Source organism: Streptomyces cyaneofuscatus (genome assembly GCF_000718135.1).
In the GTDB taxonomy this organism is placed as follows: domain Bacteria; phylum Actinomycetota; class Actinomycetes; order Streptomycetales; family Streptomycetaceae; genus Streptomyces; species Streptomyces cyaneofuscatus.
Map to the genome: position 1 here is coordinate 208,126 of NZ_JOEM01000001.1, position 14,368 is coordinate 222,493.

Annotated in this window: 12 protein-coding genes; 5 read left to right on the forward strand and 7 right to left on the reverse strand. The window is 74.5% G+C overall.

Annotation, left to right across the window (positions count from 1 at the left end; translation table 11 throughout):
* Window positions 1-2: 2 nt before the first annotated feature.
* Together dapC and fdxA are read right to left on the reverse strand one after the other, a co-directional pair.
* Window positions 3-1,097, reverse strand: coding sequence for a succinyldiaminopimelate transaminase (gene dapC / locus IF17_RS0101045; RefSeq protein WP_030561153.1), 1,095 nt, complete (start codon window positions 1,095-1,097; stop codon window positions 3-5).
* A 136-nt stretch (window positions 1,098-1,233) separates the two neighbouring features.
* Window positions 1,234-1,554, reverse strand: coding sequence for a ferredoxin (gene fdxA / locus IF17_RS0101050; RefSeq protein WP_003966501.1), 321 nt, complete (start codon window positions 1,552-1,554; stop codon window positions 1,234-1,236).
* 117 nt (window positions 1,555-1,671) lie between these two features.
* Here fdxA and IF17_RS0101055 point away from each other — a divergent pair, with 117 nt between their 5' ends.
* From IF17_RS0101055 to IF17_RS0101065, 3 genes are all read left to right on the forward strand, one after another.
* A complete protein-coding gene (locus IF17_RS0101055) occupies window positions 1,672-2,685 on the forward strand; it encodes a GNAT family N-acetyltransferase (protein ID WP_030561160.1) in 1,014 nt (337 codons plus the stop codon).
* 68 nt (window positions 2,686-2,753) lie between these two features.
* Window positions 2,754-3,635, forward strand: coding sequence for a transglutaminase family protein (locus IF17_RS0101060; RefSeq protein WP_030561162.1), 882 nt, complete (start codon window positions 2,754-2,756; stop codon window positions 3,633-3,635).
* 214 nt (window positions 3,636-3,849) lie between these two features.
* The gene (locus IF17_RS0101065; RefSeq protein WP_030561164.1) at window positions 3,850-4,467 is read left to right on the forward strand and encodes a response regulator transcription factor; all 618 of its coding nucleotides are present in this window, start codon (window positions 3,850-3,852) and stop codon (window positions 4,465-4,467) included.
* On the opposite strand, the gene IF17_RS0101070 is transcribed toward IF17_RS0101065, so the two are convergent.
* The 5 genes from IF17_RS0101070 to IF17_RS0101090 form a co-directional block, all read right to left on the reverse strand.
* Window positions 4,436-6,268 carry an ATP-binding cassette domain-containing protein gene (locus IF17_RS0101070; protein WP_030561167.1) on the reverse strand — a complete coding sequence of 611 codons (1,833 nt, stop codon included), beginning with the start codon at window positions 6,266-6,268 and terminating at the stop codon, window positions 4,436-4,438. The two genes, IF17_RS0101065 and IF17_RS0101070, sit on opposite strands and share 32 nt — an antisense overlap.
* A complete protein-coding gene (locus tag IF17_RS0101075) occupies window positions 6,265-8,025 on the reverse strand; it encodes an ATP-binding cassette domain-containing protein (protein WP_030561169.1) in 1,761 nt (586 codons plus the stop codon). Before IF17_RS0101075 ends, IF17_RS0101070 begins: the two co-directional genes overlap by 4 nt.
* A gap of 259 nt (window positions 8,026-8,284) precedes the next feature.
* Window positions 8,285-8,416, reverse strand: coding sequence for a SapB/AmfS family lanthipeptide (locus tag IF17_RS0101080; protein ID WP_030561171.1), 132 nt, complete (start codon window positions 8,414-8,416; stop codon window positions 8,285-8,287).
* 69 nt (window positions 8,417-8,485) lie between these two features.
* On the reverse strand, window positions 8,486-11,122 hold the full coding sequence (lanKC, locus tag IF17_RS0101085) for a class III lanthionine synthetase LanKC (RefSeq protein WP_030561173.1): 2,637 nt from the start codon (window positions 11,120-11,122) through the stop codon (window positions 8,486-8,488).
* Between the two features lie 209 nt (window positions 11,123-11,331).
* Entirely contained in the window at window positions 11,332-12,309 is a 978-nt protein-coding gene (locus IF17_RS0101090) for an ArsR/SmtB family transcription factor (RefSeq protein ID WP_030561175.1), read from the reverse strand.
* A gap of 106 nt (window positions 12,310-12,415) precedes the next feature.
* On the opposite strand from IF17_RS0101090, the gene IF17_RS0101095 reads away from it, so the two are divergent.
* Together IF17_RS0101095 and IF17_RS0101100 are read left to right on the forward strand one after the other, a co-directional pair.
* The gene (locus IF17_RS0101095; protein ID WP_030561176.1) at window positions 12,416-13,675 is read left to right on the forward strand and encodes an MFS transporter; all 1,260 of its coding nucleotides are present in this window, start codon (window positions 12,416-12,418) and stop codon (window positions 13,673-13,675) included.
* Between the two features lie 68 nt (window positions 13,676-13,743).
* On the forward strand, window positions 13,744-14,310 hold the full coding sequence (locus IF17_RS0101100) for a sugar O-acetyltransferase (protein WP_032771689.1): 567 nt from the start codon (window positions 13,744-13,746) through the stop codon (window positions 14,308-14,310).
* Window positions 14,311-14,368 lie beyond the last annotated feature (58 nt).

The window sequence follows — 14,368 nt, forward strand, 5'->3', positions numbered from 1 at the left end:
GATCAGGACAGGCGCTTGACCGCCGCCGCCACCCGCTCGTCGGTCGCGGTGAAGGCCACCCGGACGAAGCGCTCGCCCGCCGGGCCGTAGAAGTCGCCGGGCGCCACCAGGATGCCCAGCTGGGCCAGGTACGCCACGGTCTCCCAGCAGGGCTCGTCGCGGGTCGCCCAGAGGTAGAGGCTCGCCTCGCTGTGCTCGATGCGGAAGCCGTGCGCCTCCAGAGCGGCGCGCAGGGCCAGCCGGCGGTCCGCGTACCGGGCGCGCTGCTCGGCCACGTGCACGTCGTCGCCGAGGGCGGCGACGGCGGCGGCCTGGACGGGGGCGGGCGTCATCATCCCGCCGTGCTTGCGGATCAGCAGCAGCTCGCCGAGGACGGCCGCGTCGCCCGCGATGAAGGCGGCCCGGTAGCCGGCCAGGTTGGAGCGCTTGGAGAGCGAGTGGACGGCCACGATCCCGTCGTAGTGGCCGCCGCAGACGTCCGGGTGGAGCACGGAGACCGGCTCGGCCTCCCAGCCCAGCTCCAGGTAGCACTCGTCGCTGAAGACGAGGACGCCGTGCTCGCGGGCCCAGGCGACGATCCGGGTCAGCTCGTCCTGGGACAGCACCTTGCCGGTCGGGTTGGACGGCGAGTTGAGCCAGAGCAGCTTCAGCCCGGCCGGGTCCAGCTCGGTCGGGTCGTCGTAGACGACGGGCTCCGCGCCGCAGAGCCGGGCGCCGACCTCGTACGTCGGGTAGGCGAGCCGCGGGTAGGCGACCTTGTCGCCCGGGCCGAGCCCGAGCTGCGTCGGCAGCCAGGCCACCAGCTCCTTGGAGCCGACGACCGGCAGCACGTTGGCGTGGGTCACGCCGACCGCGCCGAGGCGGCCCTCCACCCAGCCGGTGAGCGCGTCGCGCAGGGCCTCGGTGCCCCACACCGTCGGATAGCCGGGGCTGTCGGCGGCGGCGACGAGCGCCCGCCGGATCACCTCGGGCACCGGGTCGACCGGCGTACCGACGGAGAGGTCCACGATGCCGTCCGGGTGGGCCTGGGCCGTCGTCTTGTACGGCGTGAGCCTGTCCCAGGGGAAGACCGGGAGGCGGGAGGAGACTGCGGACACGGAGCTCTGCTTTCTCGGGGCTTTCTCAGGGCTTTCTCGGACTGTTCGGTCACCGGCAGCGGTACGGGGAAACGCCTCGGTCCCGCACGGCGACAAGCCGTACGGGACCGGGCTGCGCACAGGGTGCCGCTGCCGCTTACTGGTTCTGCGGCGGCAGTCCGGCGACGAACGCGTGGTCGCGCTCGATGAGACCGAGCTTCGAAGCACCACCCGGGGAGCCGAGGTCGTCGAAGAACTCGACGTTCGCCTTGTAGTAGTCCTTCCACTCCTCCGGAGTGTCGTCCTCGTAGAAGATGGCCTCGACCGGGCAGACCGGCTCACAGGCTCCGCAGTCGACGCATTCGTCCGGGTGGATGTACAAGGACCGCTGGCCCTCGTAGATGCAGTCGACGGGGCACTCTTCGATGCAGGCCTTGTCCTTCACGTCGACACAAGGCTGCGCGATGACGTAGGTCACGCTGTCGTTCCTCCTCGGTAGGGCGTTGGCTCTCGCGCGGGAGCGCGGCGTCGTCGATGCCCGCCCCTAGTATCTCCGTTCTCGGGCACGATCCGAACAGGAGGGGCGAACTGAGCTGTGGAATTCACCATGGGCGGACGGCTGGAGGTCCGCATCACACCGGCTGACGTGGGCAAACGCGTCTCCGTGCGACGGCGCTCCGCAGGGGGCGGCGCGGGCGTGGAGTTCACCGATACGGTCGGTGTTCTCACATCATGGGACGACGGTGTGGTGGCGATCACACCGAAGAGCGGGGAGTCCGTCCACATCGTGGAATCCGCCCTGGTCGCGGGCAAGGTCGTCCCCGCCGCCCCGGCCCGCAGGAGGGGCCCGGCGGCCTCCTTCCCGGAGCTGGCCGCCGTCACCGCCCGCGCCTGGCAGCCGGTGGAGAGCGAGCCGCTCGGCGAGTGGCGGCTGCGCGCCGCCGGCGGTTTCACCCGGCGCGCCAACTCCGCGCTGCCGCTCGGCGATCCGGGTCTACCGCTCGGCGAGGCGTTCGGGCGGGTCGAGCGCTGGTACGAGGAGCGGGGCCTGCCCCCGTACATCCAGACGGCGACCGGGGCCGAGGGGACGCAGGAGGCCCTCTGCGCGGAGCTGGAGCGGCACGGCTGGCGGCGCGAGGTCACCGCGGAAGTGCGGATCGCCGCGCTGGCGCCGGTCGGTGACCTGGACGCGGACGTGTCGGCGGTGCGGCTGAGCCGTGCGCCGGACGAGGCGTGGCTCTCGCGCTACCAGCGCTTCTCCACCCCCGGCCCCCATGTGCTGCGGGTGCTGGGCGGCGGCCCGTCGGTCTGGTTCGCCACGGTGGCGGGCGCGGGCGACGGGGAGGCCGGCGGGGAGGCGCCCGCGGCGATCGGCCGGTGTGTCGTGGACGGGCGGTGGGCCGGGTTCATGGCCGTCGAGGTCGCCCCCGAGCACCGGCGGCGCGGGCTGGCCACCTCGGTGATGGCGGCCCTGGCCCGGCAGGCTTTGGAGGAGGGCGCCTCGGCGGCCTGGCTCCAGGTGGAGGAGGACAATGAAGGGGCGCGGGCGCTGTACGACGGCATGGGGTTCGCGGCGCACCACCGCTACCACCACTTCCGGCCCGCGTAGCGGAGTCCGGACCCGCCGGCCGGGCGGGTGCAGCCGGCAGCAGGGACGAGCAGGGGCATGGGTCACATATGAGCGCGCAGGATTCCGGTACGGCCGACCGCCGGCGGCAGTTCGCCGATGAGGCCCGGTCCGAGCGGCCGGATCTGGCGCTGCTCTGCCTGCTGGTGGGTGCGGAGGCAGGCCCGGTCGGCCCCGAGGAACCGCGCCCGGTCGATCCGGCGGAGACCTCCCCCGACCCGTACGGGATCGACGCGGCGCAGATCGAACTGGACCGGCTCGCCGGGCTGTTGCCCTACGGCGCCCGCTCCCCCGTCGCCTGGGCCTCGGCGCTGGCCGAACTGCTCGGTGAGCGGCACGAGTTCTGCGGGTCGTCGGCGGACTACCAACGGCTGGAGTCCTCGCTCCTCCAGCAGGTGCTGCGGCGCCGCCGGGGGCTGCCGATCCTGCTCTCGGTGGTCTGGATCGAGGTCGCCCGGCGGGCCGGCGCCCCGGTGTTCGGGGTGGCGCTGCCCGGCCACTTCGTGGTCGGCTTCGGGGACCCGGCACAGCCGGTGCTCGTCGATCCGTTCACCGGGGGCGGGCCGCTGACCGGCCAGGACGCGGACCTCCTGGTCACCGCGGCGACGGGGGCGCCGCTGGAGCCGTCCATGCTGACGCCCGCGCGGCCGCTGGAGATCGTGCTGCGGATCCTGAACAACATCAGGGCCTGGGCCGCCGCCCGCCCCGAGCGCACGGATGTCGCCCTCTGGGCGGTGGAGCTCTCGCTGCTGCTGCCCTCGCACCCGGCGCGGCTGCGCTACGAGCGGGCCCAACTCCTGGTCCAGCGAGGGGAGTTCCAGCGCGGGGCGGCGGAGATGGAGGAGTACGCGGAGGTGCTCGACGCCATCGAGCCGACCACGGCCGAGGCGATCCGGCACAAGGCCCAGGCGGCCCGGGCCCTGCTGAACTGAGCCGGATCCGGCCATTCCGCCAGGCCGTGCGCTCCCGCTGTACATCCGAACGCCCCCATCCGCGCCCATCAGGCACGGGAATCCGCCAATTCGTCGGCGTACCCGAATGCTCATGCGCTCCACTGGAGACCCGTCACCCGACGCGCACACACCATCGCATTCTGCGATACGCCTGTAGTGCGCGCGCCAGGAGAGAAATGCCGAGGGCAGCTTGATGACAACCGTTCTGCTGGTCCACACCGTGCCGCTGTGGCGCGCTTCGCTGGCCTCCCTGCTCGGTGCGGGGCAGGGAATAGACGTGACGACCGCCGACCGGGGCGCGATACGTTCGGCGCTCGCCGGCATCGGGCCGGGACCAGGACCGGATGTGCTGCTCACCGACCTCGACTGTCCGGACGCGCTGGACGTCCTGGAGGAGGTGAGGTCGCTGGCCGAACCGCACGGCAGGGGCTGTCCGCTGGCGGTTCTCACCCGCAGCGACCGGCCGCGCGGGCTGCGCCGGGCCTACGAGGCGGGCGCCCGCGGCTATATCGACAAGTACCGGCCGGTGGACGACCTCTCCGAAGTCATGCACAAACTGGCCGACGGCGGGCGGCATATCGACGAGTCACTTGCCTTCAGCCTGTTACAGGTGGCCGACATGCCCTTATCTCCCAGGGAATTGAGTGTGCTCTCCCTTGCCGAGGGCGGGGAAACCGTCTCCGGAATCGCGCAGCGGCTGCATCTGACGCCGGGGACGGTGCGCAATTACCTCGCCGCCGCCATTCGGAAGTCGGGGGCGCGCAATCGGGTCGATGCGATCAGAAGAGCGAAGGAGGCGGGGTGGATATGACCCCGTTCCCACGGCCGCTCTTGTGGGGCTCCTGGTCCGGTTCACCGTTCTCACGGTGGGGCTCCTCATCCGGTTCCCAGAGTCCGGCCAGGTCCCGGTAGAGGGCCGAGGTGCGCAGCAGCTCGGCGGAGGTGCCGCAGCGGGTGCGGGGGCCGTCCATCACCAGGATCCGGTCGGCGCGTCGGGCCGAGCTGAGGCGGTGGGCGACGACCACCAGGGCGCCGGGCAGCGCGGCGAAGGCGCGTTCGGCGCGGGTCTCGGCGGCCGGATCGAGGCGGCTGGTCGCCTCGTCGAGGACGGTGAGGGGCGGGGCCGCCAGGTAGGCGCGGCCGAGGGCGACCAACTGGCGCTCCCCCTGCGAGAGCCGGTCCGGTTCCAGGGTCGCGTCGAGCGATCCGAGCCGGGAGAGCAGGGGGTCCAGGCCGAGCGCGTCGATCATGGTGGCGATGGACCGGTCGCTCGCGTCGGGGCGGAGGTAGCGGAGGTTGTCGCGCAGCGAGCCGGTGAACACGTAGGCGTGCTGGGGCAGCAGGACGCGTACGGAGGTGGCGTCGGCCCCGCGCACCGGCCGCCCGCGCCACAGCACCGTGCCTCCGGTGGGCGCCTCCACCCCGGCGAGGACGGCGGCGAGCGTCGATTTGCCGCTGCCGCTCGGCCCGACGACGACCAGGTGCTCGCCGGGGGCGACAGAGAGGGAGAGCCGGTCCAGGACGGGGTGCGCGGCGGGCCCGTACGCGAAGGTGACGGCGCGGAGTTCGGCGACAAGGGCGTGGTCCCGCGGGGGTGGTCCCTGGCTGCCGCTCTCGTCCTCGGCCGGTGGCGGCGGCGCGTCCGTGAAGCGGTCCAGGACCACCAGCAGGCGGCCGCCGACCGTGGAGAGCATGGTCATCAGCGCCTGGACCGCCGGGGCGAGCGCCTGGGTGAGATACGTCAGCGCGCCCACCAGGGCGCCGGGTGTGAGGCCGTTGCGGAGCAGCCAGGGAGCGCCGAGGAGCAGCAGCAGGGGCGGGAAGCGGCCGCAGACCGCCAGGGCCACCACCCGTACGCCGGACCAGCGGGCCAGTGAACGGGCCGCGCGGACCTGGTCGTCGGCCAGGTCCCGGGAGTCCGCCACCGTGCGGTCGGCGGCCCCGGCGGCGGCGAGGTCCCGCAGATCGGCGGCGGCCTTGCCCGCGTGGGCCGCGTACGCCTCGTCGGCGGTGAGGTAGTCGCGCTGGCGGGCGGCCATCGGCAGCAGGGTGGCCAGGAAGAGGGCGGCGCCCAGGATCAGCGGGGGCAGGACGATCAGCAGGAGCCTCGGCTCCAGGGCCAGCAGCCCCGCCACCGCCCCGGCCACCGTGAATACGAACGACCGCAGCGTCAGGACGAGTCCGGCCCAGCCGTCCCGGGCGATCTCACTCTGATGGGTGACCTGGGAGAGGGAGCGGGCGGTGGTGCCGGCGGGGTGCGCGAGGGCGCCGGACAGCGCGCGGGAGACGGCGCGCCGCACGAGTCCGTCGCGCAGCGGCTCCACCAGGTCCGCGAGGCGTCCGAAGACCCCGCGGGTGGCGAGCTGGGCGGGGAGTACGGCGACGGCGGCGACGGCCAGCCAGAGGAGGCCGGTGAGCGGGCGTCCGGCGAGGAAGCCGTGGTCCAGCGCCCTGGCGACGCCGAATCCGCCCAGGAAGGTCTGGACGAACTCCAGCAGGGACCAGCCGGCCAGCCGCAGGACGGTTCCGGTGCGGGCGCGGAGGAAGGGGCGGGCGTCGTGCGTGACGCGGGTGAGGGCGCCGTCGCGGCGGGCCGTGCGGGGTGCTTTCACCGGGCCTCCACCTCCGTACGGGCCGGGGGAAGCGCCCCCGTCTCCGCCACCTCCGCCGCCTCCGTACGGAACACCGCCCGGTACTCCGGATCCGTCCAGAGCTCCTCGTGCGGCCCCGTCGCCCGGACCCGGCCGTCCTCCAGCCAGAGGACCCGGTCCGCGCGGGCGGCCGAGGAGAGCCGGTGGGCCACGATCACCCGGGTGCAGCGCCCGGCCCGCTCGTCGAGGGCGCGGCGGACGTGGTGCTCGGTGACGGTGTCGAGGCCGGAGAGCGCGTCGTCCAGGATCAGCAGGCGGCCGGGGTGGGCGAACGCGCGGGCCAGGCCCAGGCGTTGCCGTTCGCCGCCGGAGAGCGGGGCGTCGGTGAGCGGGGTGGCGTAGCCGTACGGGAGGAGCCCGATGAACCCGTCGGCGCGGGCGGCCCGGGCGGCGGCCCGTACCGCCTCGGGGTCCGCGGTCCACGGCCCGAAGGCGATCGTGTCCTCGACCGTGGTGCCGGGCAGGGCGGGGCGGGCGAAGGCGTAGGCGACCTCGGGGCGCAGGAGGGCGGGGTCCATCGCGGTGAGCGGGACGCCGTCCAGCAGGACGGTCCCGGTGTCCGGGTCGAGCAGCCGTCCGGCCACCGATGCGAACACCGACTTGCCCGAGCCCGAGCGGCCGACGACGGCGAGTGACGTGCCGCCGGGGACGGTCAGGCGTACGCCGGTGAGGAGCGGCTGCCCGTCCTGTACGACGCCCACGTCCCGGAGTTCGAGGTGGCCGGGGCCGCCGGGGAGCGGGCCGAGGCCTTCGTGCGGCAGCGGGTCCAGGGTGAGGAGCGGGTCCAGGGTGCGGGCGGCGGCGCGGCTGCGGGCGAGGGCGCCGAGGGCTCCGGTGAGGGCGCCGATGCCGACGGCGAGGGCCGCGTACCGGGAGGCGGCGACGAGGTCGCCGACGCCGATCGCGCCCGCGTGGAGCCGGAGTCCGGCGACCGCGAGGACCAGCAGCATGAGGAGGGGCAGCAGGAGGGCGCTCTGGCCGGCGGCCCGCCCGTACACGGTCCAGGTGCGGCGGCCGTGGTCGGCCAGGGTGCCGAGCGGTTCGAGGATGCGGCGGTACTCGCGGGCTCCGGTGCGGGCGGCGCGGATGGTGTCGGCGCCGTCGAGGGCCTCGGTGAGGCGGTGGGCGATGACGGACTGGGCGCGCTGGTAGTCGGCCCCGGCGTCGGCGGTGCGGCGGGTGAAGGTGTGCAGGAGGGCGACGAGGAGGGGCGCGCCGAGCAGGAACGCGGCCGCTGTCCACGGGTCGATGAGGAAGAGGCCGGTGACCGCGCCGAGCGGCAGCAGGACGCCCGCGACGGCTCCGGCGGCGGTGACGGGTGCGGCCGCCGCGTCTGCGGTGCGGGCGGTGAGCCGGGCGGTGAGGTCGCCGGTCGGTACGGCGAGGGCGTCGCGCGGTTCGGCGGCCAGGACCCGGGCGGTGGTGCGGGTGCGCAGGTGGGCGGTGAGCCGGGCGGTGGTGCTGGTGCCGAGGACGGCCGCGCCGGCGTCGAACCCGGTCTCGGCGAGGGTCAGTACGGCGCAGAGCAGCAGCCCGGACCAGGGCACGGGCCCGTCGTCGATGAGCCCGTCGACGGTGTGGCCGAGGGCGGCGGGCAGGGCGAGGGCGGCGAGCGCGCCGCCGGTGGAGCAGAGGAACAGGGCCAGGAGGGCGGCGGGGTGGCGGCGGGCGAGCCGCCGGGTGCCGGCTGCGGTCGGGGGGCGGGGTTTCAGCCGCACGTGTTCCTGCCTTTCGGCTCGCGGCGGTCGGTCCGCACGTGGTCTCCCTTTCCGGACCCGCGTCGATCGCGTACAGAGGGGCGTTCGCGTACGCAGGGTCGTTCGCGTACGGAGGGTCGTTCGCGTACGGAGGTACGGACGCCCGGGTTCCGGGCGGACGTACGGACGCCGCCGGTCCCGGGCGGACGAACCGCGCGGGACCGGCGGACGGGCCGCCCGGTCCGCCGGTACGGTCACCGGCGGAGCGGGCGGCGAGGCGTCACGGGGTGCAGAGGACCACGCTCAGCGAGCTGAACTCACAGACCAGCAGCGAGACCTGGCTGCCCGTGGCGAGCTCGCCGAAGTTCTCCTCGGCCGGGGTCTCCATCGCCTGAAGGTCAAGAAGCGCCATGATGGTGTTTCCTTTCTGGGACGGTAACCGGAACCCGTTGCTCCGGCTGGGTGTTGAGCGGTTGTGGTGCTACGACTCCTGAAGGAGCCGGTCCGTGGGGCCGCTCGCGCGGCCGGGGTGCGCCGCCCGTGGAGCGGCGGCGAGGAAGGGAAGTGTGGTGGGCGGGCCCGGCGCGGTGTCCAGCGCGCCGCCCAGGGCGAGCAGGCAGCCGGCGGTCCCGGTGGCCAGGTCCATCGACATCCGCATCAACTGCTCACCGGCGAAGGCGAGTCCGCCCTCGTACGCGAGTGCGTGGCCGGCCAGGAGGCGGGTGTGGAGACGGACGGCCCGCTGCCGGGTCTCCTCGTCGCACAGGGGCGTGGCCGCCAGGTGCATGAGGAGTCCGGCCGAGCCGCGCAGCAGTCCGGGCTGGACGTAGAAGGCGGAGAGCGCGGCCGGGAGCAGGGCGCGGCCCTTGGCCTCCAGGTCGGGATCGGGGCGGTGGGCCAGGTAGGCGTCGATGACGGCCGCGATGCCGGCGCTGCCCGCTCCGAGGTAGGGCATCAGCCGCTTGCCCTCGACGACGAGGAGTTCGCCGTCGTCGCCCGCCCGGCACCGGTCCAGGTCGCGCCGCAGCGCGGCGGCCGCCAGGTCGAGGAGGGCGGGGTCGCCGGTGGTCTCGTACCGGCGGACCAGCAGCAGGGCGACGCCGGTCGCACCGTGCAGGAAGCCGGTGCGGGGTGACGGCGGGCCGTCGACCAGGGCGCGTACGGCGAGGGCGGTGGCCCGGCCCGCGGCTGCGGCGAGCGCCGGGGCTTCGGTGGCGGAGGCGGTGCGGGCCAGGTCGTCGAGGGCGAGGCCGATACCGGCGTACCCGCTGTGCAGGCCCGGTGTCAGGCCCTCCAGGGGCTGGTCGAGGACGATCCGGATGAGGTCGGCGGCCTCGGCGGTGCGGCCGGTCCTGTGGAGCGTCCAGGCGATGCCGGTGAGGCCGTCGTAGAAGCCGAGGGGGGAGCCGGAGGCCGGGGCCTTGGCCTGCCGCAGCAGCCATTCCTCGGCCGGCTCGCAGCGCGGGGCGCCGGTCTCGTGCAGGGCGTAGAGCACGCCGGCCGCCCCGTAGGCGAAGGACTGGCCGCCGGTCGCCGTGGCGAACTGGGCGATGTCGCCCGGGAAACATCGGTCCTCGCGGTCGGGCGTACAGGAGGCGGCGATGGCGCGGGCCATCGCGGCGCGGCTCTCCGGCCAGTCACCGGGATCGGGCACCGGGGCGGCAAGCGGTTCCGCACCCCGCCGGATCTCCTCCGACCCCCGCCGGATCTCCTCCACCGCCGGCCGCAGGCTCTCCTCCGCCACCGGGAAGACGCGGGCGATCTCGCGGGCGAGACCGGCGGCCTTCGAGCGGTCGATGCCGAACAGCGTGGTGAGCGGCAGATACAGGGCGAGCCGCAGACAGGCCAGCGCGTACCGGTCGATCTCGGTGCCGCGCCGGTCGGACGGGGCCACGAAGGCCGGGTTGGCGACGATCTGGCGGCGCCGGTCACCGGCTGGGGAGGCGGCCTCGAAGTCGAGGAGGAAGATCCGGGAGGTCTCCTCGTCGACCATGACGTTGCTCATGTGCAGGTCGCTGATGACGATGCCACGGCCGTGGACGGCCCCGACGGCGCGCTCGACCTTTCCGTACAACTCCTCGGCCCATGCCGCGTGTTCGGCGAGCAGTTCGGGGGCCGGGTTCTGCCGGGCGAGCGGGAAGCGGCGGGCGAAGACGGTGTTGAGGGTGGTGCCCGGAAGGTACTGGAGGACGAGGAAGTGGTGGCCGCCGACCTCGAACGCGTCGTGCACGGCCGGTACGCAGTCGAGTCCGGCCAGCTGCTCCAGCGCGGCCCGCTCCCGCTCCAGCCGGGCCACGGCGTCGGCCCCGTCGGCGGCGAGCCCGGCGTAGGGGCGGGCCTCCTTCAGGACGACCTGCTCGCCGGTACGGGTGTCGCGGCCGAGGTAGACCCCGCCGCCGTTGGAGAAGTGCAGCGCCTTCTCGACGGTGTACGGCACATCGCCGAGGCCGACGGCGGCGCGGGCTTCGAGGTGCGGGCGCAGGAAGTCGGGCGGCGTCACCCAGGCGGGTATCCGGAAGGCCGGGCCCCGGTCGTCGGGGACCAGGCGCCCCTGCGGGTCGGCGACGGCGGGCACGGGCCGCCCGTCGGGGCCCGTACAGAAGCGGGCGGCGAACGCCCCGTACCGGGTGTGCACCGGACCGTTCCCGCAGCGCAGATCGCTGAGGATGTACGGGCCGTGCTCGCCCTCCAGCAGCTTCATCAGCGCGGCGCACACCTCGGGGAACGTGTCCTCGGAGTGCGGGTAGACGGTGATGAACTTGCCGCTCCCCGCCCGGTCCGCGTACTTGGCGTTCCGCAGGTTCAACAGGCCGGGCGACGGTACGCACTTGAAGGGCAGCCGGTGGTCCAGACAGTGTCCGGCGACCCGCTCCAGCACGGACGCGGCGTTGTCGGCGGCGGCCGATATGTGGATCTTCCAGCCCTGGGCCGGCAGCCGGAGCCCGTCCGGACTGAAGGAGAGCCAGTCACCGCGCCGGGAGCGGGTCCACCCCTGGGGGGCGGCGCCCCGGACCGGTGCGTAGAACGAACCCTCCTCAGCGCCGTCCTGAAGGGAGCGGTGGGGGGCGTCGTAGAAGCGGCGGTCCGCCTGGCAGTACGCGGCGTACTCCGGATTCACGACATTCCCCCCGCTCGGTCGTTGCTGGCGAGAGAGAAATTGTCACAACGATGAGCATCGCCAATAGTCACCGATGTCATGACTCATACATGCGCGCGATCCATGCGGACCGCACCGCCGATCGGTGATTTCCCTGGTGCGGGCAGGGGCGCGCGCGGGGCGTGTTCGGCCCGCGGCGCACAACAGCCCGTCCCCGTCCAGGTACGGAATCAGCCTGCCGCGCGCACCAGCCCGTCCCCCGCGGCGGTACGGAAATAGAGCACGGACCGTCCGTCCCTGCGGCGGCGCACCAGTCCCGCGTCCAGCAGAACCCGCAGGTGGCGCCCGACGGACCCCAGCCCCTGGCCGGTCAGCGCCACGAGCTGGGTCGTGTTGAGCGGCGAGGCCAGCAGGACCAGGACGCCCGCCCGCGCCGGGCCGATCAGCGCGCCGAGCGCCTGCGGTACGGGGGCACGCCCGGTGTCGGCGAGCACGCCCGCGCACGGGTAGACGACGCCGTAGCGGTGCGGGATGTCCCAGCAGACCCAGCCCACGTCGGCGGTGACGGGGGTGAACACCAGCTGGGCGCCGCCCAGTTCGCGCGGCGGGTTGTCGTACGTGTTGATCTGGAGCCGGCTCTCCCCCAGCCACCGCATCCCCGGCCGCATCCCGTCGAGCGCCTGCGCCCAGCCGCCCCGGCTCAACTGGGCGGCCCGGGCGATCACATCGGCCTCCAGGACCCGGCGCCGGGCGGGCCACTCCGGCTCCACGGCACGCGTCCACACCCACTCCAGGACATCGGCGCTGCGCCCCGCCAGGTCGTCCCGGTCCAGCGCGGCGGGCAGCGGCCGGCGCAGCGCCACGGCGAGCTCGGCGCGGGCCCGCTCGGGCGGGGTCGCCCGGACCCGCGCCAGCTCCTGGGCGAAGGTGTCCGGCTCCTGTCCGGCGGGCGGGGGCACGGGGGCGGGGGTGAGGAAGTCGGCGCTCCAGCGGGGGGTGAGGGCGGCGCGGACGATCCGGGCGGAGAGCGGCTCCTCGGACTGCCGGCGCCGGTAGGCGGGCAGCCACCGCTCCAGCCAGGCGCGCTCGCGCGGATGCGCGGCGACGGCCCGCTCCAGGGTGCGCAGGCTCGCCACCGTCTCGGCCAGCGGCGAGACGACGAAGCGGCTGGTGGCGAGGGTGTCCGTGCTGATCTGCCACCAGCCCACGGCCCGCCCCCGGATCCTCGGTGTTTCGCCTGCCCGCGAAAGAGTGATGTTTCGCCTGCTCGCGAAAGAGTAACGAGCCCGGAGAGCGCCCCCGCACACTCCGCTGATGCGCACCTACCGCGAACTCTTCCGCACCCCGGAGTTCCTCCCCTTCTTCACGACCGTCTCCGTGCAGGTGGCGGCGCAGACCGCGACCGGCCTCGCCCTCGGCACCCTCGTGTACGCCTCGACCGGCTCACCGCTGCTGTCGGCGCTGGCCATGTTCGGCCCGTCCCTGGCGCAGGTCGCCGGGGCGCTCACGCTGCTGTCGGCGGCGGACCGGCTGCCGCCGCGCGCCACGCTGACCGGCCTGGCGCTGCTGTTCGCGCTCGGCACCGGCGTACAGGCCGTCCCCGGGCTGCCGCTGTGGGCCGCCTTCGCGGTCCTGCTGACCCTCGGGGTGGCCTCCTCGCTGGGCGGCGGGGTGCGGTACGGGCTGCTCAACGAGATCCTGCCCCGGCACGGCTTCCTGCTCGGCCGCTCGGTGCTCAACATGTCCGTCGGCACCATGCAGATCGCCGGGTTCGCGGTGGGCGGGGTGCTGGTGACCGCGCTCTCGGCACGCGGCACGCTGCTGGTGGGGGCGGGGCTGTACGTCGTCGCGGCCGCCCTCGCCCGCTTCGGGCTCACCGCCCGGCCGCCCCGCGCCACCGGCCGGGCCTCGGTCCGGGAGACCTGGCGGACCAACGCGCTCCTCTGGTCGTCCGCACCCCGCCGCTCCGTCTACCTCGCCCTGTGGGTGCCCAACGGGCTGGTGGTGGGATGCGAGTCCCTCTACATCGCCTACGCGCCCGGGCACGCGGGGCTCCTCTTCGCCTGCGGGGCCCTGGGGATGCTGGCCGGGGACACGCTGGTGGGCCGGTTCGTACCGGGGCGGTGGCGCGCCCGGCTCGGCGCTCCGCTGCGGCTGCTGCTGGCCGCCCCGTACCTGCTGTTCGCCCTGGACCCCGGGGTGCCGGCGGCGGTGGTCGCGGTGGTGCTGGCGAGCGTCGGGTTCAGCGCGAGCCTGCTGCTCCAGGAACGGCTGATGGCCCTGACACCGGAGGAGCTGAGCGGGCACGCGCTGGGGCTGAGCTCCTCGGGGATGCTGGCGATGCAGGGCGTGGGCGCGGCCCTCGCGGGGTCCGTCGCCCAGCTGACCTCGCCCGGGACCGGGATGGCGGCGGTCGCGGTGCTCTCGCTGGCGGTGACGGTGGCCCTGGCGCCGGGGCTGCGGGCGGGACGCGGGCCGGAGGCGGCAGGCAGACTGCAGGGGGACGGATCACCCGACGGAACACCCGACGCACCACCCCGTACGAAGGAAACGAAGGAGACGACGACCTCGTGACCAGCCAGGACACCCCCAACTCCCCCGAGAACGCAGCGAAGAAGACGCCGCGCAGCCAGCGCGAGGCCATGCTCGCGGGCGAGCTCTACCTCGCCGACGACCCGGAGATCGCGGCGGACGCCCTGCGCTCGGCGCTGCTGAACGAGCGCTTCAACGCCACGTCGGCCGGCGACCCCGAGGCCCGCCGCGCCGCGCTGGCCGAGCTGCTGGGCGAGCTGGGCGAGGGCGCCGAGATCCGCCCGCCGCTGCGGGTGGACTACGGGCACCGGACCACGGTGGGCCCGCGCACGTTCGTGAACTTCGGGGCGGTGTTCCTGGACGTCGCCCGCATCACGATCGGCGCCGACGTCCAGATGGGCCCGAACGTCCAGCTCCTCACCCCGACCCACCCCATCGACCCGGAACCGCGCCGCGCCAAGTGGGAGGCCGCGCAGCCGATCACGATCGGGGACAACGTGTGGCTGGGCGGCGGGGCGATCGTCTGCCCGGGGGTGTCCATCGGGGAGAACACGGTGGTCGGGGCGGGCGCGGTGGTCGCGAAGGACCTGCCGGCGAACGTGGTCGCGGTGGGCAATCCGGCCCGGGTGATCCGGAAGATCGGCGAGGGGACGGAGGCGGGGCCGGGGGCTTCGTAACCGTAAAGCCGGAGTCGTGGACCGGGCCGGACCGAGCCGGGTCCACGACCCCGGGCCC